The organism is Rhodonellum psychrophilum GCM71 = DSM 17998 (assembly GCF_000381545.1).
Classification (GTDB): domain Bacteria; phylum Bacteroidota; class Bacteroidia; order Cytophagales; family Cyclobacteriaceae; genus Rhodonellum; species Rhodonellum psychrophilum.
In genome coordinates this window covers 1-26,102 of sequence record NZ_KB906685.1, presented here as the reverse complement: position 1 = coordinate 26,102, position 26,102 = coordinate 1, and the positions used below count along the sequence as shown (strand labels likewise).

22 protein-coding genes are annotated in these 26,102 nt (G+C 41.2%); 11 read left to right on the top strand and 11 right to left on the bottom strand.

All coding sequences use genetic code 11. From position 1 onward, the window contains the following. Positions 1–14 precede the first annotated feature (14 nt). Genes F824_RS0117315 through F824_RS0117305 form a run of 3 tightly spaced genes read left to right on the top strand, consistent with a single transcriptional unit; the run spans position 15 to position 2,180 of the window. Complete coding sequence (locus F824_RS0117315) at positions 15–560, top strand: DUF1599 domain-containing protein (protein ID WP_019599189.1); 546 nt, start codon at positions 15–17, stop codon at positions 558–560. Further along, positions 553–1,653, top strand: a complete 1,101-nt coding sequence (locus tag F824_RS0117310; RefSeq protein WP_019599188.1) for a BT_3928 family protein — start codon at positions 553–555, stop codon at positions 1,651–1,653. Before F824_RS0117315 ends, F824_RS0117310 begins: the two co-directional genes overlap by 8 nt. Beyond that, the gene (locus F824_RS0117305; protein ID WP_019599187.1) at positions 1,650–2,180 is read left to right on the top strand and encodes a shikimate kinase; all 531 of its coding nucleotides are present in this window, start codon (positions 1,650–1,652) and stop codon (positions 2,178–2,180) included. The genes F824_RS0117310 and F824_RS0117305 overlap by 4 nt, the downstream gene beginning before the upstream one ends. On the opposite strand, the gene F824_RS0117300 is transcribed toward F824_RS0117305, so the two are convergent. Further along, on the bottom strand, positions 2,170–3,690 hold the full coding sequence (locus F824_RS0117300) for an OmpP1/FadL family transporter (protein WP_019599186.1): 1,521 nt from the start codon (positions 3,688–3,690) through the stop codon (positions 2,170–2,172). The genes F824_RS0117305 and F824_RS0117300 overlap by 11 nt on opposite strands. Before the next feature lie 119 nt (positions 3,691–3,809). Beyond that, on the bottom strand, positions 3,810–5,189 hold the full coding sequence (locus tag F824_RS0117295; protein ID WP_026333775.1) for a hypothetical protein: 1,380 nt from the start codon (positions 5,187–5,189) through the stop codon (positions 3,810–3,812). A gap of 132 nt (positions 5,190–5,321) precedes the next feature. Between F824_RS0117295 and proS the strand changes: the two genes are divergently transcribed. The 3 genes from proS (at position 5,322) to floA (ending at position 8,477) form a co-directional block, all read left to right on the top strand. Next, positions 5,322–6,803 carry a proline--tRNA ligase gene (gene proS, locus F824_RS0117290; RefSeq protein WP_019599184.1) on the top strand — a complete coding sequence of 494 codons (1,482 nt, stop codon included), beginning with the start codon at positions 5,322–5,324 and terminating at the stop codon, positions 6,801–6,803. 192 nt (positions 6,804–6,995) lie between these two features. Further along, positions 6,996–7,457: an NfeD family protein gene (locus F824_RS0117285; protein ID WP_019599183.1), complete on the top strand. Its 462-nt coding sequence runs from the start codon at positions 6,996–6,998 to the stop codon at positions 7,455–7,457. Between the two features lie 3 nt (positions 7,458–7,460). Then, complete coding sequence (floA, locus tag F824_RS0117280; protein WP_019599182.1) at positions 7,461–8,477, top strand: flotillin-like protein FloA; 1,017 nt, start codon at positions 7,461–7,463, stop codon at positions 8,475–8,477. Between the two features lie 17 nt (positions 8,478–8,494). On the opposite strand, the gene F824_RS0117275 is transcribed toward floA, so the two are convergent. The 4 genes from F824_RS0117275 to F824_RS0117260 all read right to left on the bottom strand — a co-directional run bounded on the left by F824_RS0117275 (position 8,495) and on the right by F824_RS0117260 (position 13,270). Further along, entirely contained in the window at positions 8,495–10,066 is a 1,572-nt protein-coding gene (locus F824_RS0117275) for a WG repeat-containing protein (protein ID WP_019599181.1), read from the bottom strand. Between the two features lie 259 nt (positions 10,067–10,325). Next, positions 10,326–11,174, bottom strand: a complete 849-nt coding sequence (kdsA, locus tag F824_RS0117270; RefSeq protein WP_019599180.1) for a 3-deoxy-8-phosphooctulonate synthase — start codon at positions 11,172–11,174, stop codon at positions 10,326–10,328. Continuing rightward, positions 11,167–11,727 (bottom strand): KdsC family phosphatase, encoded by a 561-nt coding sequence (locus tag F824_RS0117265; RefSeq protein ID WP_019599179.1) that lies wholly within the window; start codon positions 11,725–11,727, stop codon positions 11,167–11,169. The genes kdsA and F824_RS0117265 overlap by 8 nt, the downstream gene beginning before the upstream one ends. A gap of 1 nt (position 11,728) precedes the next feature. Beyond that, positions 11,729–13,270 carry a bifunctional GNAT family N-acetyltransferase/carbon-nitrogen hydrolase family protein gene (locus F824_RS0117260; RefSeq protein ID WP_022582146.1) on the bottom strand — a complete coding sequence of 514 codons (1,542 nt, stop codon included), beginning with the start codon at positions 13,268–13,270 and terminating at the stop codon, positions 11,729–11,731. A gap of 163 nt (positions 13,271–13,433) precedes the next feature. On the opposite strand from F824_RS0117260, the gene F824_RS0117255 reads away from it, so the two are divergent. The 4 genes from F824_RS0117255 to F824_RS0117235 all read left to right on the top strand — a co-directional run bounded on the left by F824_RS0117255 (position 13,434) and on the right by F824_RS0117235 (position 19,265). Then, positions 13,434–14,336 carry a mechanosensitive ion channel family protein gene (locus F824_RS0117255; RefSeq protein WP_019599177.1) on the top strand — a complete coding sequence of 301 codons (903 nt, stop codon included), beginning with the start codon at positions 13,434–13,436 and terminating at the stop codon, positions 14,334–14,336. Positions 14,337–14,405: 69 nt separating this feature from the next. Further along, a complete protein-coding gene (locus tag F824_RS0117250) occupies positions 14,406–15,341 on the top strand; it encodes a hypothetical protein (RefSeq protein ID WP_019599176.1) in 936 nt (311 codons plus the stop codon). 161 nt (positions 15,342–15,502) lie between these two features. Then, positions 15,503–18,277 (top strand): leucine--tRNA ligase, encoded by a 2,775-nt coding sequence (gene leuS / locus F824_RS0117245; RefSeq protein ID WP_019599175.1) that lies wholly within the window; start codon positions 15,503–15,505, stop codon positions 18,275–18,277. A 454-nt stretch (positions 18,278–18,731) separates the two neighbouring features. Further along, positions 18,732–19,265 (top strand): FKBP-type peptidyl-prolyl cis-trans isomerase, encoded by a 534-nt coding sequence (locus tag F824_RS0117235; protein WP_019599173.1) that lies wholly within the window; start codon positions 18,732–18,734, stop codon positions 19,263–19,265. A 156-nt stretch (positions 19,266–19,421) separates the two neighbouring features. On the opposite strand, the gene F824_RS0117225 is transcribed toward F824_RS0117235, so the two are convergent. From F824_RS0117225 to F824_RS0117205, 5 genes are all read right to left on the bottom strand, one after another. Continuing rightward, positions 19,422–20,378, bottom strand: a complete 957-nt coding sequence (locus tag F824_RS0117225) for an ABC transporter ATP-binding protein (RefSeq protein WP_019599171.1) — start codon at positions 20,376–20,378, stop codon at positions 19,422–19,424. Further along, positions 20,375–20,725, bottom strand: coding sequence for an MmcQ/YjbR family DNA-binding protein (locus tag F824_RS0117220; RefSeq protein WP_019599170.1), 351 nt, complete (start codon positions 20,723–20,725; stop codon positions 20,375–20,377). Before F824_RS0117220 ends, F824_RS0117225 begins: the two co-directional genes overlap by 4 nt. 95 nt (positions 20,726–20,820) lie before the next feature. Further along, entirely contained in the window at positions 20,821–21,012 is a 192-nt protein-coding gene (locus F824_RS0117215) for a DUF6728 family protein (protein ID WP_019599169.1), read from the bottom strand. 35 nt (positions 21,013–21,047) lie between these two features. Beyond that, the gene (gene ispG / locus F824_RS0117210; protein ID WP_019599168.1) at positions 21,048–23,027 is read right to left on the bottom strand and encodes a (E)-4-hydroxy-3-methylbut-2-enyl-diphosphate synthase; all 1,980 of its coding nucleotides are present in this window, start codon (positions 23,025–23,027) and stop codon (positions 21,048–21,050) included. Positions 23,028–23,034: 7 nt separating this feature from the next. Next, positions 23,035–23,739: an SDR family oxidoreductase gene (locus F824_RS0117205; protein ID WP_019599167.1), complete on the bottom strand. Its 705-nt coding sequence runs from the start codon at positions 23,737–23,739 to the stop codon at positions 23,035–23,037. A 129-nt stretch (positions 23,740–23,868) separates the two neighbouring features. On the opposite strand from F824_RS0117205, the gene F824_RS26130 reads away from it, so the two are divergent. Continuing rightward, positions 23,869–25,836 (top strand): ATP-dependent DNA helicase, encoded by a 1,968-nt coding sequence (locus F824_RS26130; RefSeq protein WP_019599166.1) that lies wholly within the window; start codon positions 23,869–23,871, stop codon positions 25,834–25,836. Positions 25,837–26,102: the final 266 nt, after the last annotated feature.

Genomic DNA, 26,102 nt, shown 5'->3' with positions numbered 1-26,102 from the left:
TAAACATCATTGCTTTGAAAACGCAAACCATCAGCGAATATAACCAAGTTATCCACTTTTGTAAAGAACTTTTTAAGAAGAAAACAATAGATTATGGTACTTCTTGGAGAATTTTAAGACTTCCTTCCATTACCGATCAAATATTTATAAAAGCCCAGCGCATCCGTTCCATTCAGGAAAAGGATACACAAAAAATAAGTGACCCAATTGCAGATGAATTCGTGGGCATCATCAATTATAGCCTAATTGCCTTGATGCAGATTAGCCTGAAAGATGATCCCCGCCTAGAACTTTCTTATGAGGAAATTGAATCCATTTACGATCATTGGGTCGATGCAACTCGTGGCTTGTTGGAAAACAAAAACCATGATTATGGAGAGGCCTGGAGGGACATGCGTGTTGCCTCGATGACGGACATAATCCTTATGAAGCTCTTTCGCGTCAAACAAATTGAAGACAACCAGGGAAAGACAATCGTTTCAGAAGGAATTGAGGCGAATTATCAAGACATGATCAATTATGCCGTTTTCTGCTTAATAAAATTAGAATACCATGTTTAAACAAGGAATGTTGCTCATTATTAGGATGATCGTCGGTGGATTGTTTATTTTCTCAGGACTGATCAAAATCAATGACCCAGTGGGCACCGCCATTAAGTTGGAAGAATATTTTGATGTTTTTTCCAATGACATTGCCTCCTTTTTTTATCTGTTCAAAGAATTTTCCTTATCCATTGCCGTAGTTTTGGTGGTTTTGGAAGTTGTCTTGGGGATTATGCTGATTTTGGGCGTCCGGTTAAAAGTAACGGTTTGGGCCCTTGGCTTGATGATTTTGTTTTTCACTTTCCTGACATTCTATTCTGCTTATTTTAATAAGGTTACAGACTGCGGATGTTTTGGGGACGCCATCAAACTCACTCCATGGGAATCTTTCTTCAAGGACATCTTTTTGTTGATTTTGATTGGAATCTTGTTCTTTTTCAGAAAAGATTTGGTTAATAATTATCAACCTTGGGCAACCTGGACAGTCAGGATAAGTGTGATAGTATCTGTTATTTTGGCGATCACGGCCATCCGAAACCTTCCATTTATCGACTTCCGGGCGTATAAGGAGGGCGTGAATATCCCGCTGGCCATGCAACCCTCTGCGCCTTTGGAATATAGTTATGTGATGAAAAAGGAGGGCAAAGAATTTGTATTTGACCAATATCCAACGGATGAATCCTACGAATTTTTGGAAATGAATCTCAATAATGAGGAAGCCCTTCCCAAAATATCGGATTTTGCCATATGGAATACAGAGGGCGATTTTACGGAAGGCATTTTAACTGGAGACAAAGCCTTGATTATGGTCACCAATATTTCAAAGCTTGAAACCTCCAATTTGACCGAAATCGACAAAATGATAAAAGGTCTTAAGGGAAGTGGCATCGAAGCTGTTTTGGTTGCGGCATCTTCCGAAACAGAAATCCACAGCTTGATTGATTCGAGAAATTGGGACGTAAAGGGGTATCAGGGGGATGCCACCGTTATCAAAACGATCATGCGGTCAAATCCTGGAGTGATGCTGCTTCAAAACGGAGTCGTTCTGAAAAAGTACCATTACAGAAACACCCCTGACGCTGAAGCGGTTAAATTGCTTTATGGACGATGAAAGATCCAGTTAAAATAGTTTTGGTTGGATTGCCGGGCTCGGGAAAATCAACTTTTGGAAAGAAATTGGCCCTCCAACTCAATTTCGAATTCATCGATCTCGACCATTTGATCGAAAAAGAAACCCACCAAAAAATCCCTCACATCTTTCAATCCGTAGGAGAAGGTGGTTTCAGGGAACTCGAGACCATCTATCTGAAACAGGTTTTGAGCAGGGAAGCTGGGTTTGTACTGTCAACGGGCGGGGGCACACCTTGCTTCAACGACAATATGGACTTGATCAACAAACACGCAATTTCAGTTTACCTTGACGTGGCATTGAGTGAACTCCATTCACGACTCAAGACCGATGTTACAGGAAAAAGACCAATGTTTGCTGGACTTGACGAAGCAGAAATGATACTCAAGCTTAAAAATCTTTATGCCCAGCGGGTTTTGTTTTATGATCAGGCAAAAATAAAGCTCAGTGGAGAGGACATCTCCACTGAGCTTTTGATATCAGAATTAATGGTGTTTTTTAGAAGTTAAAACCCACGGTAACCATCCCGGATGTCATCTTGTTTTTCACCTGGGTAATTGGCCCGGAGTTTATTCCATTGGATTCAATAACCGGATAGGAATTGTAAACTTGATCAAAGTAAGTTCCTGATAAGGCGAAATCGACATACACCTTCTTTAGTCGTACGCCTAGTCCGCCATTGAATTGCTGGGTACTCCTGTCTATAATGCTGTTTACGAAGGGATCTCCGTAGAAGGCATACCCTGCCCTTACTCTCCAGATGTCAAACCTGTATTCCCCACCTATCCGGTAGTTGATGGCTGTTCCATAAATAGCTCTTATTTCAGCATTGTCTGCGTTGGGATTGAAATCATTGGAATTGATCCGGCTGCTACTGTAATCCAGAAAATCCACATCGGCTGAGATAAATCCATTTTTACCAATGAAGTAGGTAGCTCCTCCACTAAGTCTCAATGGTGTATTTAGATTATATGTACCCAAAATAATTTGGGTAGAGGCCTCCTCACGACCCAATGTTTCTCCCTCATCCTCGTAAAAGAAATTGTCAAAGAAATTAACAATCCTTGCATCATATTCCTCATTCAACCTGTACCAGGTGGGGGATTGGAAATTCAGCCCAAGATTTAATTGATCCACCGGCTTATAAATTACTCCCAAATTCACATTGACACCAAAACCATTGATCCTCAAATTCTCTTGTAGGGAAGAATTAATCAAGGGTTGTTCGAAGAATTCTTCATTGTAAGTTTTGGTCGATGTATAATTAATGGAGGTGAGACCTATGCCACCGCCGACAAAGAGTTTGTTGTCAAAATTTGCTCCATAAGAAAAACTGGTTTGGTTGGCACTCCCTTCTGTTGTGACGATTTCATCCTGAAAAGGCTGCCCCAATACAAAGGAATCGTACTGGGATGGATTATTGATCGGATTGCCAGCTTCATCAAAAGCAATGGGATTGATCAGGTAAGATTGGTATGCCAAGCCCGTCAACCCAAAACTTTCAATTTGATTTTCTGGAATACCCGAAGCGTCCTGCAAGAAAAAATCAATGATCGAGGAATTTCCTTCAATGTCTGAAAAGAAACCAAACTGATTGTTGAAGTTGGCTACCCTATTGAAACTGATCCCAAAAGACCCACCCCTGAATTTCCCTGGTTGAAGCGGTCCTTTTGGTTTGCTTATAACCAATCCTAGGTTTGGAACGGAAAAATTGCCGGTTCGATCTTCTTGGATTTGGCCAAGATAATTGGATTCGGAAAGCCAATTGGTAAAGGAGGGAGAAATACTGAATTCTGACTGCCTGAAAAAGCCCAAACCGGCAGGGTTACCATGGACGTTGGAGATGTCTCCACCCAGTGACATTTGGGCTCCTCCGATCCCTGTAATACGGGCAGAACCAGTCGATCTAAATTGACTGAACCGCAATGCATCTTCAAAGTATCCACTCTGGGAAAATGCATCTGACATTGCCAATCCTCCCACAACAAGCGTGATGAATATCTTTTTGACTGAAATCATAAAACTGATTTTTGGATATTTTAAGATAAGGTGTTAAACCAACTTTAAACAAATCGTTTGAATAAAGTATAGATTTGATTTAACGAGAAAGTTAAAAAAAAGATAAAAAAAAAGGGGAATTAATTCCCCCTTCCTCCTCTTGATCCTCCAGAACTGGCGCCACCACCACCGCTGCTACTTCTTCCTCCTCCAACGCTTCCTCCTCCTACACTACCACCAGTGCTTCTGCTTGGTGCGCTATAAGATGGAGAAGAATTTCTAGTTGGGGTTGAATTGCCGCTTCTTGAAGGTGCAACCGTTCTGTTTGTTGGGCTGGTACTTCTATTGTAAGAAGGACTCGCATTCCTGTTGTAACTTGGAGATGAACCTCTGGATGGTGTAGTTCCATAAGTTGATCTTGTATTTCTGGTATTCGGAGCCATGTTTCTGGTATTTGGGGCAGTATTGGTAGTTCCAACTCTGCTTCCTGTACGGCTCATTGCCGCAGATCCAACGTTTCTTGTGGAAGGTGCTGCTGAAGTTGTTCCAGCAACTCTACTTCTGGAATTTCCATAATAATCGTTTTGACTATTCCCGAAATCACGGCTTGACTGCCTTGCGTTAGGGGTAGAGGTCAAAGACCGACTGGATGTAGCATCCCTTCTCGCGGCTGCTCTTGAGGTACTTGGTACTGCAGCAGCATTCGCTCTGCTGGTAGTAGTAGCCAATCCTGCACCACGTGTAGGTCTGGCCCCTCTTACAATCTGACGGTTGTTGAATTCTGACCCAGGAAGGACAAAAATTGGTCTACCGAAGCCTCCAAAACCATAGCCTGGATACATGCCTCCAAATGCCATTCCGTGGCCAAAACCTCCGAAGAAAGGATCATAAAATCCCATTCCAAATCCCCTCCTCATCCAAGGATTTCCAAAACCGAATCCCATCCCGATGGAAAGATTGAATCCTGGCCTAAAGCCAAAGGGAGACATCATGCCCATACCCATGGAAGGACCCCAAAAAGGATCGTAGAATCCCATTCCGAAAGGTGACATCATGCCCATTCCCATGCCCATTCCAAAAGGTGAAAAACCTCCCATAAACATGGAATTCATCATCCACGGGTTACCGAAACCTGAGTTGAAATTCCCAGCATTGCTGCTGTAATTGTTGTACACATTGATATTGCCTTGATTTGCCTGTGCATCAGCTTCATCAAAATAAACCGTCTCATTTTCCGATCCTGCGTTTTGTTCCGCTTGATATTTGGCGATATATTCTGGATTCACATTTCTCGCAGAAAAATTCTCTTTCTCAAATTCAGCCGAATTGACATTCTTAAGAGATTGAAAATTTTGGGGATTGTTGTTATTAACAGCAAACTCAGTGGCAAGATTTGCATCCGATGCCATAAAATATAAATCGTCAGTCTCACCTTTCATGGCATTGTAACTGGTAGAACATGAGCTTAACATCACGATTAACCCTGCTCCTAAGACTGCGAATGTGTTTAATTTTTTCATTTGCTTGGTATTTTATTTAACACTATAACTATATACGTTCGTTATAGGAGAGGGTTATAATTTTTTAATTTATATTTGCCCACTATTCTTCCAAGCGAAGATAAAGAGATTTTTGAAACCAACAAATAAGAGATGAGTAAAGGATTGCCCAAAAGAAGCGAAGATTATTCATTGTGGTATAATGAATTGGTAAAAAGGGCCGACCTCGCTGAAAACTCGGCGGTTAGAGGTTGTATGGTGATCAAGCCCTATGGTTACTCCATTTGGGAAAAAATCCAAGCCCAGCTGGACATCATGTTCAAGGAAACCGGACATTCAAATGCCTATTTCCCCTTGTTTATTCCAAAATCTTATCTTTCCAAAGAAGCCAGCCACATAGAAGGCTTTGCAAAGGAATGCGCAGTGGTGACCCACTACAGGTTGAAAAATTCTGAAGACGGAAAGTCTGTGATCGTGGATCCAGACGCAAAATTGGAGGAAGAATTGATCGTCAGGCCCACTTCGGAAACAGTGATATGGAGTACTTATAAAAACTGGATCCAATCCTATCGTGACTTGCCCCTATTGGTAAATCAATGGGCCAATGTGGTCCGATGGGAAATGAGGACACGCTTGTTTTTAAGAACCTCGGAGTTTTTATGGCAGGAAGGCCACACCGCCCACGCCACAAAACAGGAAGCCATTGATGAAACCGTTCAAATGATGAACGTCTATGCCCAGTTTGCACAAGAATTTATGGCATTGCCTGTGGTCAAAGGAGTCAAAACTGAAAACGAACGTTTTGCAGGAGCGGTGGACACCTACTGCATCGAAGCCATGATGCAGGATGGAAAAGCACTTCAAGCAGGTACCTCCCACTTCTTGGGGCAGAATTTTGCCAAGGCTTTTGATGTGAAATTCGCAACGAAGGAAGGTGGACTTGAGTATGTTTGGGGAACTTCTTGGGGTGTAAGCACGCGCTTGATGGGTGCCTTGATTATGGCGCACTCTGATGACAATGGACTGGTGCTTCCTCCCAAACTGGCACCTATTCAAGTGGTGATTATCCCCATCTACAGAGGGGATGCAGAACTGGAAATCCTTTCCATAAAGGCAAAAGAAATCATGGCCAAATTGAAAGCCAAAGGAATTTCGGTAAAATTCGACAACCGCGACACTTTCAAACCGGGATGGAAATTTGCTGAATATGAACTGAAGGGAGTGCCCATTCGAATCGCTTTGGGTCCAAGAGATCTTGAAAACAATTCCCTTGAAATCGCAAGAAGAGACACCTTAACCAAAGAAACAATCCATTTGGACGGGGTCATTCTTGAAGATTACATCATTGGCTTATTGGATGAAATCCAGGAAAATATTTATCAAAAAGCATTTTCATTCAAAAATGAAATGACCACCGAAGCAGATACTTGGGAAGAATTCCAATCTATCTTGGATAACAAGGGAGGCTTTGTTTCCGCGCATTGGGATGGTACTACTGCAACCGAGGAAAAAATCAAGGAACTTTCCAAGGCCACGATCAGATGCATTCCCTTGGACAGGAAAGAAGAGGAAGGAAAGTGTATCCTTACTGGCCAACCATCAAGTGGTCGGGTACTTTTCGCAAGAGCGTATTGATAATATATGTATATAATCGATGGATTTCAGAACCCCAAATCCTAAATTCAGGTTTTATGGTTTTGGAATCCATCGATTTATTTTTTGATGATTTCAGATTTTTTTAGTTTTAAACAGTTATTCCTACGAAGATTGGGATTATGGTTTTTTGAAACCAATTAATCTACCTAATTTGAACAAAAATAGACAATTATGACTTTGTTGATTTTAGGGAGCCTTTTGACAATCGGATTGATCCTTGTATTATTGGAGATTTTGTTTGTCCCAGGGACAACTTTGGTTGGGCTTTTGGGAGTTCTGGTGACCGCAGCAGGCATTTATTACGCATTCATAAAGCTTGACAGTCAACTTGCGTGGATGATTTTAGGAATCACTATATTGGTGAATTTTACAGCCCTTTTTTATGGGTTCAAATCAGGGGTTTGGAAGAAATTTGCCTTGAAAGAGACCATCTCCAATAGAACATTTGATGATCGGCTATTGGGATTGACCCTTGGACTTGAAGGCAAGGCGGTTTCTGACATCAAACCTATTGGGAAAGCTGAGTTTTTGGATAAAATCTATGAAGTTAAATCAGAAGCAGGCTTGATCCCCGTCGGAAAAACAGTCATCATACACAAATTGGAAAACAATAAAATCATCGTAAAATCATAAACTATGGAAATGACCAATTCGGCTTTTATTTTATTTGCAGCTTTTGCCGGGCTGATTTTGTTATTTGTCTTCCTTTATTTTATTCCCGTAAATCTTTGGATCACGGCAGTCTTCTCCAACGTGAAAGTAGGAATCGGAGAATTGATCGGAATGAGAATCAGGAAGGTTCCCCCGGGAATCATTGTCAACGCCATGATCACCGCAACCAAAGCGGGATTAGACCTGACTACGAATGATTTGGAAACCCATTTCTTGGCAGGCGGAAACGTCCCAAATGTAATTAGGGCCCTAATATCCGCTGATAAGGCAAATATTGCGCTGAGCTTTAAACAAGCCACAGCAATAGACCTAGCGGGTCGAGATGTCTTCGAGGCAGTTCAGATTTCCGTAAACCCAAAGGTGATCAACACCCCAAATGTGGCTGCTGTGGCTGCGGATGGGATTCAGCTGATTGCAAAAGCGAGGGTAACGGTAAGAGCAAACATCGCACAGTTGGTCGGTGGAGCGGGAGAAGAAACGATTTTGGCGCGTGTTGGCGAAGGAATCGTGACTTCAATAGGTTCTTCACAAAACCACAAAAGTGTATTGGAAAATCCTGACAGGATTTCGAAATTGGTGTTAGAAAGGGGCTTGGATGCAGGAACTGCATTTGAAATCCTCTCGATCGATATCGCTGACATCGATGTGGGAACAAATATTGGCGCCAAGCTTCAAATCGACCAAGCGTCTGCCGACTTGAAAGTGGCAGAAGCTAGAGCGGAAGAAAGAAGGGCAATGGCCGTTGCCTTGGAACAAGAAATGAAAGCGAAAGCTGTAGAAATGCGTGCAAAGGTAATCGAGGCTGAAGCTGAGGTTCCAAAAGCCATTGCTGAGGCATTCAGATCAGGAAAACTGGGCATTATGGATTACTACAGGATGGAAAACATTAAATCCGACACGGATATGCGATCCTCTATCGCCGGAACGGATTCCGGAAGTGCGGGAGACAGCACCAAAAACAAATCCGGTGACAAAAAATAAACAAAAAAAGAGGGGTTTCAAACCCCTCTTTTCTTTTTAATCTCTTTTTCGACTGCCGCTGCAGGCATAAATTGATATCGATCTTCCACCAGAATTTTATTGGTGCCTTGATCAAATATTATGTTTTTGTAATAAATAGGTAAGGAATAATTTCCGGATTCGTCCATCACACCAAATTTATCTCCCATCTTCACCACGATTTTATCTTGGGTCTCCCTTCTCAGTTCGTTAAATTTGGGCCCCACTATCTCCAAGCCGGAGGCGTCTATCAATCCAAAAAGACCGTTTTCCTCCGTTATGAAATAATTATCAGGAGCAATTGAAATGCGAGAATACCAGTTTCCCAAAAGCACACCCCCATTTTTATCGATCAAATTTGATTTCCCGTTTTGCTTGACAACAGATAGCCCATTGTGAAAGTCAAGTACTTCCTCAAATTGCGGAGTAACGATTATTTGATCTGCTTTATTCACAAAACCCCACAATCCATTGCGCTTCACTGCGGCCAATCCCTCCGAAAAAACTGATATCTCATCGAACCTGTTTTCGATCAGCATTTGTCCGGATTTATTGATAAATCCGTATTTCCCTTCTTTTTTTGCGCCATAAAGGTTTTCCTTTCCCGGTAAAATAGTTTCTAAGTTCAAAACAGGATTCACAAGCCAACCTCCTTCTCCCAATAGACCTACACTTTTGTCCCTCAGGTAAACATTGTATTTTTTATATCCCACCTGAGTCACTTTTTCCATTCCGGTTTGATCCAAAAGTATGCCTTCATTGTCCATGACCCTGCGCAGTTTGCCATGGATATATTCCAGCATCATGTTGTTTTGCCCCAAGGTGATTTTATGATAGGAAGTATATTTAATATCGGCCCTCTCTTCCCTTGCTTTGATCAACATATATTGTTTGCCATCAAATGCGTAGAAGTAATTCTCCTCCAAATGTATCAATTCATCAATAATCGGTTCAAGAATATACTCCCCTTCCCGATTGATCAAACCAAAACCTGTATCCTCATCAGAAATCAGAAAGTTTTCATTGACCTCAAGAAGCTTTTTGAAAACCTTGCCCGGATTTTTTGACAAAGGGAGAAAAAAACCTTTTTCATTTTGAGCGATCACTTGGCCATTTTTGGCCAAAAGAGCTTGATCAAATGTCCCTATGGAAACTGTGCTCTTTTTGACGCGATCATATACCCAAAATGCATTTCCTTTTTGGGCCAAAAGCTTGGTGTAAAAAATCTGAATGTCATCATATTCCAAAGGAAAAACCTCTTCACCATACTCATGAAATGCCCCCAAACCTTTTGGTCCCTTGACAATGATCCAAGGTTCTAGGTATTGGTAAACCGATTCACCCTTGAGGTTTAAAAAAGAGCGGTAATCCTTTCCCAATAGGTTGAGTTCATTTCCCATGGAACTTATCCTCACGGATTCCCCCAATATGCTGATGTGATCAAACTCTATCCTTGAAGTCAATTGGAAATTTTGATCGTAGACCTCCCAAGATTGCGCGAAAGAAAGTGATGTTAAAATTGTAAAACCGGTGGCCAACAAACCGGTCTTCAGAAATGGGTAAATATTCATATTGGGTGTCTTTTGGAAGTAAATAAAGTGTATTCCGCTTTCAATTCAAAAAGGATTTAATGGAAAGAAGCAAATGGTCAATTTGCTTCGGCACTGTACATGATTAAGCTTGACAATTAATCCCTCAGGAAACTTTATGGGTGCAAAATAGAAATGTTGTCTGGGCAACAATTCTACTCTGCACCGCAAATTTTTGAAAGAATAAGTTTCTCAGATATTAAAAAATGAAAGTAGTTGGAATATCCTATTCAGAAGGCCTTTATTCGACGTTGAAGTCTTGGTATTTTCTTCCCATTTCCCAAGATTCTTTCAGCATTTCCAGAAAAGCTTCCATTCTGTGCAGAGGAATGAGATTTGGTCCATCACTCAAGGCTTTGGCAGGTTCCGGATGGGTCTCGATAAAAAACCCATCGATTCCGGTAGCCGCAGCAGCCCTTGCCAAAAACGGCGCAAATTCCCGCTGGCCTCCACTTGTCCCGCCTTGTCCGCCCGGCTGTTGGACGCTATGGGTAATATCAAAAACAACCGGAGCAAACTGTCTCATGATCGGCAAGGCTCTCATGTCCACGACAAGATTATGGTATCCCAAAGAAAATCCTCTTTCCGTCAAACAAACATTTTCATTTCCGGTGGACCTGACTTTTGACACGGCATACTCCATATCTTCAGGAGCCATAAATTGCCCCCTTTTGATCTTTACTGCCTTACCTGTATTTCCCGCGGCCAAAAGAAGGTCTGTTTGGCGACATAAAAATGCAGGTATCTGCAGGACATCCACCACTTCAGCCACTTCCGCGGCTTGGTAGCTTTCGTGGATATCGGTAACCAATGGAACGTTCAATTGCCTTCCGACTCTTTGAAGCACCTCCAAAGACTTGTCCATACCAATGCTCCGAAATGATCCAGAAGAGGTTCTGTTTGCCTTATCAAAGGATGCCTTGAACACATAGGAAAACCCGAATTTTTCGGCCAATGCTTTTACCGTACTTCCTATTTCTATGCAGATGTCAAAACTTTCCACGGCACAGGGTCCCGCAAACAAAACTGGTTTTTCTTTCCCCAAAATCACATTTTCCGTGATTTTCATGGGTTGGGTGAATCTATTCATGTTTTTTCGCTACTAAATTTTCAATAATTCCAGACAATAAACCTTTGGATTCCAGGATAAGATCTCCAAGCTCCCGGAAGACTCCCTCCCCACCATTCCGGGAAGACACAAAATGCACTCTTTCCTGAATATAGGGAAGTGCATCAGCCGGACAAACGGCCAGTCCAACCAAAGTCAAAATTGGAAGGTCAATCAAATCATCACCCAAATAGGCCACTTCATCATGGGAAAAGCCAAGATCTTTCAAAACCTCTTCCAGTTTTTGACCCTTGTCTTTGACTCCATGGTAGTGGAAATCAAAATTCAATTCGTCACAGCGATCTGCGACTACTTTGGAATTCCTTCCGGTGATTGCCCCGATTTTGATCCCGTTTTTCCTGAGGTGATGAACGATCAGCCCATCTTTGACATTGAACCGCTTGTATTCCAGCCCATTGTCATCGTAGATGATTCCACCATCTGTCAAAACGCCATCCACGTCGGTGATGATCAGCTTGATTTTGCAGGCTTTTTTCTTAATACTTTCGGTAAGACCCGATAAATAATTCTGCATCTTATTTCTTTTTCTTCCATTGGATGGAATAAAGATCCAACCTTCGCTGGTCCAAATTCCTAACACTCCCCGCTTTTCGTTGCTTGGTCAACAAATCCAAATCAACATCGGCAACAATCGTAGTCTCCGCATTGACTGAGGCTTGAGCAACGACGGCATCATGAGGGAAGGAAAAGTCAGAAGGCGAATAAATAGCTGCCTGAGAATATTGAATATCCATGTTTTCCACCCTTGGGAGATTCCCTACAGAACCGGTAATGGCCACATAACACTCATTTTCCACTGCTCTTGCCTTGGCACATGTGCTGACCCGAAGGAATGCATTCTTGGTATCTGTCCAAAAAGGAACAAACAGTATATCCATTTCCTGCTCGGCAAGTATCCTACCCAATTCAGGGAATTCCACATCGTAACAGATCAAAATACCGATCCTTCCGGCATCCGTATCAAAAACCTTAATGCCGTTTCCACCCTGAAGTCCCCAATAGGACTGTTCGTCGGGAGTGATATGCAGCTTGTATTGCTTGTCAGTTGTCCCATCCCTTCGGCAGAGGTAACTTACGTTCCGGAGTTTCTTGCCATCATATTCCGGCATACTTCCGGCGATGATGTTCACATTGTAAGAAAGAGCCAGATCCCTCATTCTGGTGACGATCTCATCTGTATATTCCGCCACGTGGCGGATGGATTCTGAGGCGTCCATGTCATTGAATTCTGCCAATAGCGGTGCATTGAAGAATTCCGGCAAAAGGCAAAAATCTGATTTGTATCCAGAAATGGTGTCCACAAAAAATTCAACCTGCTGCATCAGGTCATCCACATTGTTGAATCTACGCATTTTCCATTGCACCAAACCCAAGCGAACGATGGACTTTTTATTTCCGATCAGCTTTTCCTCTTTTTCGTAATAAATATTGATCCATTCCAGAAGTGTGGCAAAAGCTCTGGAATCCTTGTCTTCGGGCAGATATTTGGTAATGACCTTTCGGACGTGAAATTCGTTGGCCAACTGAAAGGAAAGAACGGGATCAAAAATCTCTTTGCTTTTGATCATGTCTATGTATTTTCTTGGGGACATTTGATCCGCATATTTGGAATACCCGGGGATCCTCCCACCTGCAATGATCGACCTCAAGTTCAGATTTTCGCAAAGCTCTTTTCTCGCATCATATAATCTTCGGCCCAATCTCATTCCGCGGTATTCCCCGCTTACAAAAACATCAGTACCATATAGTGTGTCTCCATCATTGTCATGGGTGTCAAATTTTCCGAAACCAGTGATTTGATCATAAGTGTGATTGTCTCCAAATTTGGCATAATCCACAACCAGACTGAGAGCTGCCGCGACTACTTTCCCATTGTCCTCTATACAAATCTGACCTTCAGGAAAGGCCTTCAATTGATTTTTAAGTTCTTCCCTCGTCCATGCCCCACCTTCGTTCTTATAAATGGAAACCATGATTTCCCTAATATCATCGTAATCAGATAGTTTTATATTCCTTAACTTTAATCGATGTTCTAATTCTTCCTTATGTTTACTCATGCCGCAAAATTAATTAAAATTCAATCATTTATTTTAAAAATTCAGTTTCTCTAATCCCAAACCATACTATCTTTCGATTGTAAACAATATTCATCCCAATTTTATTTATATCATATTCAAGTTATATTTCAGAGGAAATTTAACTGTTGAAAATCAATAAATCATGGAAGAAAAGTCAAGCGAAGTGAAAAAAGAGGGGTTTTCCAATATTTTGGAATTTTTCAATGATTTTATGAATCTTAGGCTTTTCTCGATGGGAGAATCCAATCTGACGCTTGGTTTGCTGCTCACCCTTGTCTTTTCAATCGTTTTTCTTTTCGTAGTCTCTGAATGGGTGAAAAAAATATTGGTCACCAAAATATTGGTCAAATACAATATTGGGCCAGGAACAAGGCAGTCCGTAGCCACCATTGTGAAGTACATCCTTATTATAGCAGGGCTTTTTTCAATCCTTCAGACCAACGGTATTGACCTGAGTGCCTTTGGGATTCTTGCGGGTGCCGTAGGTGTTGGTATCGGCTTTGGACTTCAGAATATCACCAATAATTTCATTAGCGGTCTGATCATTCTCTTTGAACAGCCCATAAAGGTTGGCGACAGAATCGAAGTGGGAGATATTTCGGGTGATGTAATTCTCATTTCGGCCAGGTCCACTACCATTGTCACCAATGACAACATCAGTGTCATCATCCCAAACAGCCAGTTTATCGACAGTCAGGTCATCAACTGGTCCCACAATGACTCCAAGATCCGATTTAATTTTCCAGTGGGCGTTTCTTATAAGGAAAACCCAGCCAAGATCAAGGAAATCCTCATTGAGGTTGCGAATAGACATGATGGTATTTTGAAATCCCCGAAACCAGATGTTCTCTTTGATGAATTTGGTGACAACAGCCTCAATTTTTTCCTAAGGGTCTGGACATCGGAGTTCACCAACAAACCAAAAGTCCTGAAAAGCCAATTGTATTATGAGATTTTCAGGCGTTTCAGTGAAGAAGGCGTAGAGATTCCATTTCCACAAAGGGACATTCATATTGTTTCAGGCATGGATAAATTAAAAAATTAATATTATTTTCGTGAAGCTTAATTATTTCCAAACAAAGTCTCAGGGCTGTGGATTTCCAACCATGAATAAATGAGAAAAATAATTCTACTTACTTTTCTGTGGGCATTTACTCATGTGGCTTTCTCTCAAAGTTTCAACCGGTATAAATTTGAAGCGCCATGGTCTGTTTCAGCTTCTTTGGGTCCTACGCAGTATTTTGGTGAATTGTATTCCCTCTGGAAATACAACGAAGGTATACAACCGGATTTCAACGCAAACATTGCGGCCAGGTATACAATGGGAACGAGAATCAAGGCAAGGGCAGAATTTTCTTACTATAAGATTTCGGGACAAGATCCCCCTGCTGACCCAAGGAGTAACCGCCCCCCCAGAAATCTCCATTTCAGGGCCCAAAATTGGGAAGCTTCCTTAATCGGCGAATACCATCTCAAACCCGTAAAACTCTACAACATCACCCGACATCTTTTCAATCTTTATGCATTTGCGGGTATAGGCGTTTCTTCGAATGATCCTAAAGCAGAGCTCCGTGGGGAGTGGGTATCACTCAGGCCCTATCAGTTAGAGAACAATCCATATGAAAAATTCATCATGGTTTTTCCTACAGGCTTGGGAATGAAATACAAAATCAACGTGTATATGGATATGATTGTCGAAATGAATTATCGATGGACATTGACGGATTACATGGATGATATCAGCGCGTATAATGTCAAGGAATTCTATTTGGACCTGGTCAATGATTATGGGGTAAATGGAAATGGAACTAACCCGGACAGACTCCGTTTGGCCATTAGAAACCCCGATTTTGTCAAAGAAAACGGGGAACCTGATATTGACAAAATCCTTCGGAACAACGGCCGTGTGAGACGAGGTTCCGGCTTGACTGAAAAGTTTGATGGCTATCTGGGATTCAATATCGGCCTAGAAATCTACCTTTCTCCTGACATTTGGGACAACTGGATCTTCAGGGATCGAATCTATGAGAAACGCTTCAGGTGGTGGTAAAATCGGAATATTTATAGGAAAGGAATATTGCTGGTTTTAGGTTTATTATATGCGCCAGAATGATATTTCATTTCCCTCTATTCTCGCAAATCCTCAACCATTTCCCATCTTTTTTTCTATTTTTGCAAACAATCGTTAAAAACCTAAACCATTTACCAAAAATGTCTGAGTATAATTTTCAGGAAATAGAAAAAAAGTGGCAGGCATACTGGGAACAAAACCAGATTTTCAATGCTAAGGTTGATCCCAAAAAGCCCAAGTTCTATTCCCTTGACATGTTCCCCTATCCTTCAGGGGCAGGACTCCATGTAGGTCACCCGCTGGGCTACATTGCCTCTGACATTGTCAGCAGGTTCAAAAGACTACAAGGCTACAATGTCCTTCATCCAATGGGGTATGATTCTTTTGGTCTTCCTGCCGAGCAATATGCCATACAGACTGGACAGCATCCTGCCATCACCACTGAAGAAAATATCAAAAGATACACTGAGCAACTTAAGAATATAGGTTTTTCATTTGATTGGAGCAAAGAGGTAAGGACTTCCGACCCCTCCTATTACCGGTGGACCCAATGGATCTTCATGCAGCTTTTCAACAGCTATTATGACAAATCCGAGGACAAAGCAAAAAGCATACACGCTCTGATTGAAAAATTCGAAGAAAGTGGAAATTCAAAGGTTCATGCCGTTTGTGATGAAAACCCTACTCTATTTTCTGCAGACGAGTGGAAAACTTTTCCTGAAAGGATTCAACAGGAAATCCTCTTGCAATATCGATTGACATTTTTGGCAGAGACGACCGTCAATTGGTGTACTGCACTGGGAACCGTGCTTTCCAATGATGAGGTGAAAGATGGTTTTTCCGAAAGAGGAGGCCACCGAGTGGAACGAAAGAAGATGATGCAGTGGAGCATGAGAATCACGGCATATGCAGAACGTCTTTTGGTTGGGCTGGATACGCTTGACTGGACAGATCCCATAAAAGAAATGCAGCGCAATTGGATTGGGAAATCCATTGGTGCAGAAATGGTATTCCAGATCAAGGGACATGACAAAGAAATAAAAGTTTTTACGACAAGAGTCGATACTATTTTTGGTGTTACTTATTTGGCTTTGGCTCCAGAGCATGAATTGGTAAACGAACTATTGACCCCCGCGGAAAAAGAAAATGCCTCCGCCTACATAGAAGGCGCAAAAAACAGATCCGAAAGGGATCGAATGAGCGACGTGAAAACAATATCCGGTGCATTTACCGGTTCTTATGCCATCAACCCGTTCAATGGGGAAGAAATCCAGATTTGGATAGCCGATTATGTACTGGCTGGCTATGGGACAGGCGCTGTCATGGCCGTGCCTGCACATGACGAAAGGGATTTCAATTTCGCCAAACATTTTGGTCTGGAAATCAGACAGGTGATAGACGGAAGCATGGAAAACGGTTCTTTTCCAGGAAAAGGTGGGCTCATCATCAATTCAGGCATTCTTTCCGGATTGTGGATGAAGGATGCCATGGTCAAGGCCATCGAATTTCTCGAGGAAAAGAAAATCGGCAAGGGGAAAATCCAATACAGGATGCGCGATGCCATTTTCACGCGTCAGCGCTATTGGGGAGAACCCCTTCCTGTTTATTTCAAAGAGGGATTGCCATATTTGATAGAAGAAAAAGACTTGCCTTTGGTATTGCCAGAGGTGGATAAATATTTACCAACGGAAGATGGGGAACCACCTTTGGCCAGAGCTGCACATTGGACCTACAAAACAGCTGAGGGCGAATTCCCATTGGAAAAAAGCACCATGCCCGGCTGGGCAGGATCAAGCTGGTATTTCTTCAGATACATGGATGCCAAGAATGAAAATAAATTCGTAGATCCCGAGATTTCAAAATATTGGGGGGCTGTTGATCTCTATATCGGAGGAGCGGAACATGCTACAGGCCATTTGCTCTATTCCAGATTTTGGACCAAATTCCTGTTTGACATTGGAGCAGTAGGCATCGAAGAGCCCTTCCAAAAAATGATCAACCAGGGGATGATTCAGGGAAGATCCAACTTTGTCTACAGAATAAAAGGATCCAACACCTATGTAAGTTTGGGATTGATCGATCAGTATGAAACTTCTTCCATCCATGTAGATGTAAATATCGTCCACAATGATCAATTGGATATTGAAAAATTCAAAACTTGGAGACCCGATCTTGCAGACGCAACATTTATCTTGGAAGACGGAAGATACTTCTGCGGAGCGGAAGTGGAAAAAATGTCCAAATCCAAGTACAACGTTGTAAACCCCGATGACATCATCGAGAGATATGGGGCAGATACTTTGAGGCTTTACGAAATGTTCTTGGGTCCTTTGGAGCAATTTAAGCCCTGGAACACCAATGGCATTGATGGCGTTTCCAAATTCCTGAAAAAATTATGGAGACTTTTTCAAGACAAGCAAGGCGATTTTGGGGTTTCCGAAGAACCAGCGACTCAAGAAGAATTGAAAACACTTCACAAAACCATTAAAAAGACCCAAGAGGATTTGGATAATTATTCGTTCAACACTTCTGTGTCTTCATTTATGATCTGTGTGAATGAGCTTTCTGCCCTTAAATGCAACAAAAGAGAGATTTTGACACCTTTGGTAATCTTGCTTTCACCCTATGCTCCTCACATCGCGGAAGAACTTTGGTCATTGTTAGGTCATGAAAACTCAATTACACATGCCTCCTTCCCTGTTTTCCAAAAAGAATTCTTGGTTGAAAACAACCACGAATATCCAGTGTCTATCAATGGGAAAATGAGAGCCAAACTTCCACTCCCTCTGAACCTCTCCAAAGAGCAAATTGAAAAAATCGCCTTGGAAAACGAAACAGTCCTTAAGTGGATGGAAGGAAAATCTCCAAAAAAGGTGATTGTTGTAGTTGGGAAAATCATCAATATTGTCCTTTAACCCTAAAATTCAGGGCTATCTTGATATGAAGTTCTTCTCTATCAAGATAGCCTTTTGGATATGTCATGAATAAATTTTTTATTTCCTTTGCAGGCATTTTAACCTCTGGCATTTTTGCTTTTTCCTACTTAAAGGAATGGGTCAATTTTGCATTGCTAAAGAAGGAGTTGGTTTTAAAACCCTCCATTGAATCGGAATACCCCTACTTTCACGAATCTGAGGCACTCTATCTTAGTGTCACCCTGATTTCTGGATTGCTCTTTTTTACGCTGTTTCTGTTTTCTGTTTTTTTTACGGTTCAAAAAAGATGGGTTTGGATATATTTATGTTTTGTTTTAACAATGCTCTCCATCATGGCAATCATGATAAATGGAGCCATAAAATAGCTTGAATCCCAGGTCTCTTTGGCACAAATAAAATCAAAATCCCTAACTTTGGGACAAATCGATAAAAAATGGAAATAGCAACAAACACAGTAGTCGGAATAACTTTTGAATTAAAGGTCAGTAAGGACGAGGAGGCAATAGAATCTGTTCCATTTAGCGTGGAAGTCAGGGACCAAGAAGATCCTTTTTATTTTTTGTTTGGCAATAGTGGCTTGCCGGAAAAATTCGAAGCAGAAATTGCCGGAAAAAAAGTTGGGGAGACTTTCAGTTTTGTCCTACTTGTCACCGAAGCATATGGTGAAGCGCAAGAGGACTTGATCATGTCAATGCCCAAAAACCAATTTTCAAATGAAAATGGATTTGAGCCTGAGATGCTGGAAGAAGGTAATTTCCTTCCCTTGATGGATGAAAATGGATATCCGATGCAAGCAAAAGTCTTAAAAGACCTTGGCGAAGAGGTTTTACTGGATTTCAACCATCCACTTGTGGGATTTGATCTGCATTTTGAAGGAGAGATATTTGAAGTTCGGGAAGCAAGTCCCGAAGAAATCGAACACGGTCATATCCATGGTGCGCATGGCGTTGACCATGACAATGACTAAACGGTCTTGATTTTGAAGAGCCCTTTTTTTTGGTCCAAACGCCAAGGAGAAGGGTTTTTTTATTCTTGGACTATCTCAAATACCCTATTCCGACTCCAAAAAAATCCAGGGAAAAATTATTATCTAATTTTTTTTGGATTTGGGCAGGAACGGAATTCAAAAACGCAACAATTTGTCTTCATCATATCTTAGCCAAAGGATTTTGCCCACTTCAAATCTTCGCTGGTTGTCTTGGACCTTCCATATATCACCGGATGTTTCAAGTCTGACAGTCAATAAATTAAACTGCGCCAAGTATTGACTCACCAACACTCTGCATTTGATCCCATTGGATTTCAAAAGCGTCAAATCTGAAGGGCGAACAAAGGTATTTTCCATTCCTGGAATAGGGTTGAGTGGACTGAACAACTTTGCCACATACAAATTATTGGGACGGGTGTTGAGTTCCGCGGCATTCCCTTCCTGTAGGATCTTTCCTTTGCCCATCACAATCAATGTATCACTGAGCTGTAAGGCATCATCCAAATCATGCGTAACAAAAACAACTGTCATCTGGAGGACTTCGAAAATCTCCCGAAGTTCATAAATCAATTCACGCTTTTGGATGATGTCCAAATTACTAAACGGCTCGTCCAGTAGAAGAAGCTCCGGCTCTGGACCCAATGCCCTTCCGATGGCGACTTTTTGCTGTTGACCGCCAGAGAGCTGCCTTGGGAATTTGTCCTTGTGGGCATCCAAGTTGAGTAAACCAAGTATTTCCTCGATTCTTTGCTCAGCATAGTCTTTTTCGTATTTCAACAAGGGTCTTGCAATATTCTCCTTTACGGTAGAATTTGGATACAAGCTGAAATCCTGATGGATCAATTTCACCTCGTCATAATCGGGGACCAGTCTTTCGGACGGTTTTTGGATCACTTTTTCACCCAAATAAACTTCTCCCGAATCTTGGTTTTCCAAACCTGCCAATATCCTTAGCAAGGTACTTTTTCCAGACCCACTCTCTCCTATCAAGGAAATGACCTTCCCTTTTTCCAAAGAAATGGAAACATTATCTAGCGCTAAATGCTCGTTTTCGTACTGTTTTGAAATATTTCGGGCAATTAAAAAACTCATGGGCGTAAAGATTCCCGCGTATTTTTGGGCAGGTTGTCAAAGATAAGCGCATAGGAATGATCCACCAATTCCAAAATCATTTTATCTGCGACATCCCTTCCAAAAAACACCGTATTCCAGTGTTTCTTGTTCATGTGGAAACCGGAAACGATTCCATCGTACCTTTCCCTAAGTTCAATTGCCCATTCCGGGTCGCACTTGAGATTCACACTTTCAAAAAGTTCTATATCGATAATGGCGAATATCTTCCCTCCCACCTTAAAACAAAGTGTGTTTTTATCAAAGGGTGTGTCTTCCGTCACCCCTTTTTTGGACAAACAATATTCTCTAAAAAAAGTGATGGTCATTTTTTCAACCCATATCTATCAAAATGCGTGAAGCATTTCAAGTTGTTCAATTGGATGTAAGAAGGATTGGTGAACAATAATTTCGAATGCTCTTATTAGGCGAGTCTTTTGATTATCCAGATGATAATCGCCGCCAAGAACATGACAATGGATATCTTATTGATTCCATGCATCATGCGAAGATTGATGTTGTTTTTTTTGTTTGGATCGGGTTTTTGAAAAACCCTGAAGAAATAATTACCCAATTCTCCCAATTGGAAAAACTCCTTGATTTTGCTATTTGCCATTTTCCCTTTGTCTTAGCCCTATTATTTGATTTTACTTATACTTCTGGTTCTATCCATCTTCCATCCTTCCGGATGATTTCGATCAATTCATCTACGGCACGTTCAGAAGGAACCGACTTTTTGATCACTTCCTTTCCTTTGTAAAGGGTTATTTTCCCCTTCCCGGAACCTACATAACCAAAGTCAGCATCTGCCATTTCCCCAGGTCCATTGACAATACAACCCATAATCCCGATTTTAATTCCTTTCAGATGGTCTGTACGTTTTCTGATCATAGCCGTTGTTTCCTGAAGGTCAAACAAAGTTCTCCCACAGGAAGGACAGCTGATATATTCAGTTTTTGACATCCTTGTTCTGGCAGCTTGCAAGACCCCAAAACTGACTGAATTGTGGAGTTTTACCTGTTGCAGGATATTCACCCTCTCATATTGTTCATCATGATTCAAAGCAATCATGATCCCTTCCCCGAGTCCATCCACCAATAAACCTCCTACATCCGTTGCCGCATACAGCATGATCTTATCTGGATCTGCAAAAGGATAATTCACCTGTACCACCACTGGTATTTGATTGTTTCCTTCGATCAATTCCACAAAGGCCCTCCGCAGAGCAGGCATATTGTGTGCATTTTCACTCTTCAGGATGATCACTACATCCTTTCTTTCCTCAAGATAGGGAATGATTCCTTCTACTTCTTGGTCATTCAATTCAAGGAAATTCAATCCAGTATGGAAATGTTTTTCTTCCTTAAATTCCTTTGCACTCAATGCTGGAAACTTATTGATTTTATCTTCTGATTTCAACCAAATGGGATAATGTTGGATTTCCTTCATTCCATTTGGCAACATAAATGGGATGGGATTACTTCCCGAAAAAACATAATCACAACCTTGGTCGTTCATTTTCCACTTGTCCAATTCAGGTAGATAATGGTGTCCAAGATTTTTCATTTCTCTTTCAGAAATCTGGGAAATGGAAGAAATATCGGTAATTACCCTTGGCACATTTGTTCCTCCGAAATTATAGATTTCCAAGGTCTGTCGTTTATTGTATTCAAAAGGAGAAATTGGGTAATGTTGAATTTCTTTTATCTGGTGATGACCAGTCCTATGTTCGTATCTATCCACCAATTCCCTTCCTACCGGAGCCTCTAATTCCGGATCCTCGGTCAAGGACACCCTTACGGTATCACCCAAGCCATCTTCCAGCAAAGTACCGATTCCAACTGCAGATTTAATCCTGCCATCTTCTCCATCACCCGCTTCCGTCACGCCCAGATGCAGAGGATAGGGTTTAAAACCACCTTCATCCAGCTTTTGGACCAACAATCTATAGGCCTGAACCATGACCTGGGTATTGGAGGATTTCATGGAAATGACGATATCGAAATAATTTTCATCTTCGCAGATCCTTAAAAACTCCAAGGCTGATTCAACCATACCCAGAGGCGTATCCCCATATCTGCTCATGATCCTGTCTGAAAGAGAACCATGGTTGGTTCCTATTCTCATGGCAGTGCCATTTTGTTTGCAAATATTCACCAACGGAAGGAATCGTTCCCTTATCCTATCCAGTTCTTCTTGATAACTTTCATCTGTATATTCGATGACTTCGAATTTCTTTTTGTCTGCATAATTACCAGGATTGATCCGCACTTTTTCAACAATCCTAGCGGCTACTTCGGCGGCATTTGGGGTGAAATGGATATCCGCCACCAAAGGCGTATTGTACCCTCTTTTCCTCAATTCATCCTTGATGTTTTGGAGATTTTCTGCTTCTTTTATACTGGGTGCAGTCAACCTGATCAATTGACAACCACTTTCGATCATTCGGATGCATTGTTCCACAGACCCCAAAGTATCCATGGTATCCACCGTTGTCATGGATTGTACTACGATGGGGTGATTTCCTCCGATGAATACATCACCAACTTTCACGGGGATAGTCTTCCTCCTGGAATAAGTCGTGAGGCTATTGCAGTAATTCATTGGGTCAAAAAGCGCTTTGGTTTCCATCCTGATATTATAAATCCCCTAATTGGGGTCTGATTACTATTTCTTCAACAACTGAGAACGGGGAAAGGTTATAAGATGCCCAAACAGTTTCTGCAACGTCTTCTGCTTTTATGAACCTTTCAATCGGCAAATCAACCCCCTCCCAGCTTGCGGTGTAAGTAGCTCCCGGAAGGATCGATGTTACCTTGATATTATACGGCATCAATTCTTGTCTCAAGCATTTGGTAAAACCCAGCATGGCCCATTTGGAAATGGCATAACTCCCTCCATTGGCATAGGCGGTAAGTCCTGCTATGGACCCAATAGAGTAAATATGACCACTTTTCCTTTTAATCCATTCATCTGTAAATGCCCGAGTCAAGTAATAGGCCGAATATAGATTGGTTTCCATCATGAGTTCAAAATTACCTTCTTGCTCGCTGTGGATTGCCCCAGGCAAAAAGACGCCAGTATTGTTGATCAGGACATCCGGAATACCTTGTGCCTTTACTGCAGTTGCAAAACCCAATACTTCTTCTTTCTTGGAAAGATCAGCTTTTTTGACCCAAACCTTTTGATCCGGAAAACGGCTTTCAATATCCTGCTTGAGCGTCAACAATTCGGATTCATTTCTTGAACAGGTATAGATATCAAAACCTTCTTTGGCAAATCGTTCTATGATTGCCCTTCCAATCCCTTTTGTTCCACCTGTTACCAATATGCTCTTGGACATTTCGTTCGTGTTTTAATAATTAGTATGACAACTATCCATCAATGACAAAGTTACGTTTTTTTGAAAACTTTACGAACTTAAACGCTTATTCCACCATGAGCTTTGCGAATTTGTTTTATTTTTAAGATTATGGAAATTCTAAAAACGGATAGGCTGGAAATTGCGGCACATTTTATCAACAGTACAAACAGCCCTGTATTTTTGACGGGGAAGGCCGGTACTGGAAAAACAACCTTCCTGAGAAATCTGATCGAATTGACACATAAAACCCATGTGGTCTTGGCGCCAACGGGTATCGCTGCCCTTCATGCCAAAGGCGTGACGATTCATTCTCAGTTTCTTTTGCCCTTGGGAAGCTTTTTACCTACCCGAGAACCCGAAGGTAATTTTGGCACCAATGCCAATTTCTACACCCAATACACCTTGGGGAAAAGGCACAACCTAAATTCAGCAAGAAAAAACGTCCTCAAATCTGTTGATTTATTAATTATAGATGAGGTGAGTATGCTTAGAGCCGATGTTTTAGATGCAATTGACTACCGGATGAAGAGTGTTAAGAAAAATTTCAATGAGCCTTTTGGAGGGGCACAAGTTTTGATGATTGGAGACCTTTTTCAGCTTCCGCCGATTGTAAAGGAGCATGAATGGCAGCTTTTGGGTAAATTTTACAAAAGCATGCACTTTTATGAAGCACTTGCTCTTAAAGTATCCGGAATGGTATATGTCGAATTGGATCAGATTTTTAGACAAAAGGATGAGAAATTCATCCACATTCTCAATAACCTCCGAAACAACAAAACCACACAAGAAGACATTTCCTTCCTTAATAAATTTTACAAAACTCCCGAAGAAATCAAAACATTAAAGGATACAATTGTCATTACCACCCACAATTACAAAGCGGAGGAACACAATCGCAAAGAATTGGAATCCTTAAAAACAAAATCCCATTTTTTTGAAGCAATTGTTGAAAAGGATTTTCCGGAAAGCTTATTTCCTTTGCCAAAATCATTGGAATTGAAGGAAGGGTCCCAAATAATGTTTATTAAAAACGACACAAGTGGTTTATCTGATTTTTTTAATGGCAAAATGGCTTTTGTAAAAACCATCAATGGTGAGAAAGTAACAGTGGTTATGGCTGACAACAATTTGGAATACACCCTCAAAAGAGAGGTTTGGGAAAATAAAAAATACGCGGTCAACGATGCTACCAAAGAATTGGAAGAGCAGGTAATTGGAACTTTTGAGCAATATCCGGTTAAACTGGCTTGGTCAGTGACCGTGCACAAAAGTCAGGGTCTGACTTTTGACAAGGCTATCATCGATGTGGGAGAAGCTTTTGCGTCGGGCCAAGTTTATGTCGCACTCAGTCGCCTAAGGGGACTGGAAGGTTTGACATTAAAAACCCGTATTCAATCCAACGCTATCTATAGTGATCAAGAAGTCGTCAATTTCACAAAAAATACCGATAAACAAGAGTCTCTTGATAGATTATTGCTTATCCACCAAAAGAAATACGTTGAAAAACTCCTTCAAGGCACATTTGATTTTCAGGAGATTATTCAAGCCATCAGCGCTTTTTCAAAAATGTTTGAAAGCAGTATGGAGTTTGAAGACCAAGAGATGAAAAATGCAATGAAACTGTTGCAGGAAGACCTGATCAAGGAAGAAACTAATTCTCAAAAATTTCAAAACCAACTATTTTTTCTTCTTCAGAAAAATGAAGAAAACCAATTGATGGATCGCCTGAATAAAGGAAGTGGATACTATTCCAAAATTCTAATGGAATGTTTGAGTAAGCTCTTAACACATGCCGGAGAGGTGGAACAATTTTCAAAAACCAAGAATTATCTGGAGGGGCTTTCGGAGATTGAGGTCATTCTCTTCAAGAAAATAAATGCCGTTCAAAAAGTTACTTTTTTGGTGTCTGCCATCATGAAAGGTGAAGAGATCGGTAGGATGAATTCCATCAGCAGGGAATTGGTTCATTTCCGAATCAGCCTTGCCCAGCCTTTAGATTTGCAAAATATAAAATTTCTAAGAAATGTTCTTTGCATCACTTCAGAGCGTTCTTTATTGGTAAATTATCTCCGATAAAGTAACTTAAAGAAAAAAAAGAATGGGGTGAACTTTTCGTCCGGCCAGGTTTTGAGACCTATTGCCTGTATTAGTCCCCATTCTTTAATTCAGTTGCTGAAGAACCAGTTAGAATTTTAGGTTAGCAGACCTTCTAAAGGTAATAGTTTTAGCAACTTCACTTTAAACTACTGTAAAGCTATGAAATTTAAAATTTTTATTGGAATTGATGTGAGTAAATCTACCATTGATGTTTATTTAAGAAATGGGGAGATGCATAAGGTATT

Bases quoted from the DNA above. Each gene is read 5' to 3' on its own strand.
- F824_RS0117310 (WP_019599188.1), top strand. From the start codon at position 553: ATGTTTAAACAAGGAATGTTGCTCATTATTAGGATGATCGTCGGTGGA.
- F824_RS0117305 (WP_019599187.1), top strand. From the start codon at position 1,650: ATGAAAGATCCAGTTAAAATAGTTTTGGTTGGATTGCCGGGCTCGGGA.
- F824_RS0117300 (WP_019599186.1), bottom strand. From the start codon at position 3,690: ATGATTTCAGTCAAAAAGATATTCATCACGCTTGTTGTGGGAGGATTG.
- F824_RS0117295 (WP_026333775.1), bottom strand. From the start codon at position 5,189: ATGAAAAAATTAAACACATTCGCAGTCTTAGGAGCAGGGTTAATCGTG.
- proS (WP_019599184.1), top strand. From the start codon at position 5,322: ATGAGTAAAGGATTGCCCAAAAGAAGCGAAGATTATTCATTGTGGTAT.
- F824_RS0117285 (WP_019599183.1), top strand. From the start codon at position 6,996: ATGACTTTGTTGATTTTAGGGAGCCTTTTGACAATCGGATTGATCCTT.
- floA (WP_019599182.1), top strand. From the start codon at position 7,461: ATGGAAATGACCAATTCGGCTTTTATTTTATTTGCAGCTTTTGCCGGG.
- F824_RS0117275 (WP_019599181.1), bottom strand. From the start codon at position 10,066: ATGAATATTTACCCATTTCTGAAGACCGGTTTGTTGGCCACCGGTTTT.
- kdsA (WP_019599180.1), bottom strand. From the start codon at position 11,174: ATGAATAGATTCACCCAACCCATGAAAATCACGGAAAATGTGATTTTG.
- F824_RS0117265 (WP_019599179.1), bottom strand. From the start codon at position 11,727: ATGCAGAATTATTTATCGGGTCTTACCGAAAGTATTAAGAAAAAAGCC.
- F824_RS0117260 (WP_022582146.1), bottom strand. From the start codon at position 13,270: ATGAGTAAACATAAGGAAGAATTAGAACATCGATTAAAGTTAAGGAAT.
- F824_RS0117255 (WP_019599177.1), top strand. From the start codon at position 13,434: ATGGAAGAAAAGTCAAGCGAAGTGAAAAAAGAGGGGTTTTCCAATATT.
- F824_RS0117250 (WP_019599176.1), top strand. From the start codon at position 14,406: ATGAGAAAAATAATTCTACTTACTTTTCTGTGGGCATTTACTCATGTG.
- leuS (WP_019599175.1), top strand. From the start codon at position 15,503: ATGTCTGAGTATAATTTTCAGGAAATAGAAAAAAAGTGGCAGGCATAC.
- F824_RS0117235 (WP_019599173.1), top strand. From the start codon at position 18,732: ATGGAAATAGCAACAAACACAGTAGTCGGAATAACTTTTGAATTAAAG.
- F824_RS0117225 (WP_019599171.1), bottom strand. From the start codon at position 20,378: ATGAGTTTTTTAATTGCCCGAAATATTTCAAAACAGTACGAAAACGAG.
- F824_RS0117220 (WP_019599170.1), bottom strand. From the start codon at position 20,725: ATGACCATCACTTTTTTTAGAGAATATTGTTTGTCCAAAAAAGGGGTG.
- F824_RS0117215 (WP_019599169.1), bottom strand. From the start codon at position 21,012: ATGGCAAATAGCAAAATCAAGGAGTTTTTCCAATTGGGAGAATTGGGT.
- ispG (WP_019599168.1), bottom strand. From the start codon at position 23,027: ATGGAAACCAAAGCGCTTTTTGACCCAATGAATTACTGCAATAGCCTC.
- F824_RS0117205 (WP_019599167.1), bottom strand. From the start codon at position 23,739: ATGTCCAAGAGCATATTGGTAACAGGTGGAACAAAAGGGATTGGAAGG.
- F824_RS26130 (WP_019599166.1), top strand. From the start codon at position 23,869: ATGGAAATTCTAAAAACGGATAGGCTGGAAATTGCGGCACATTTTATC.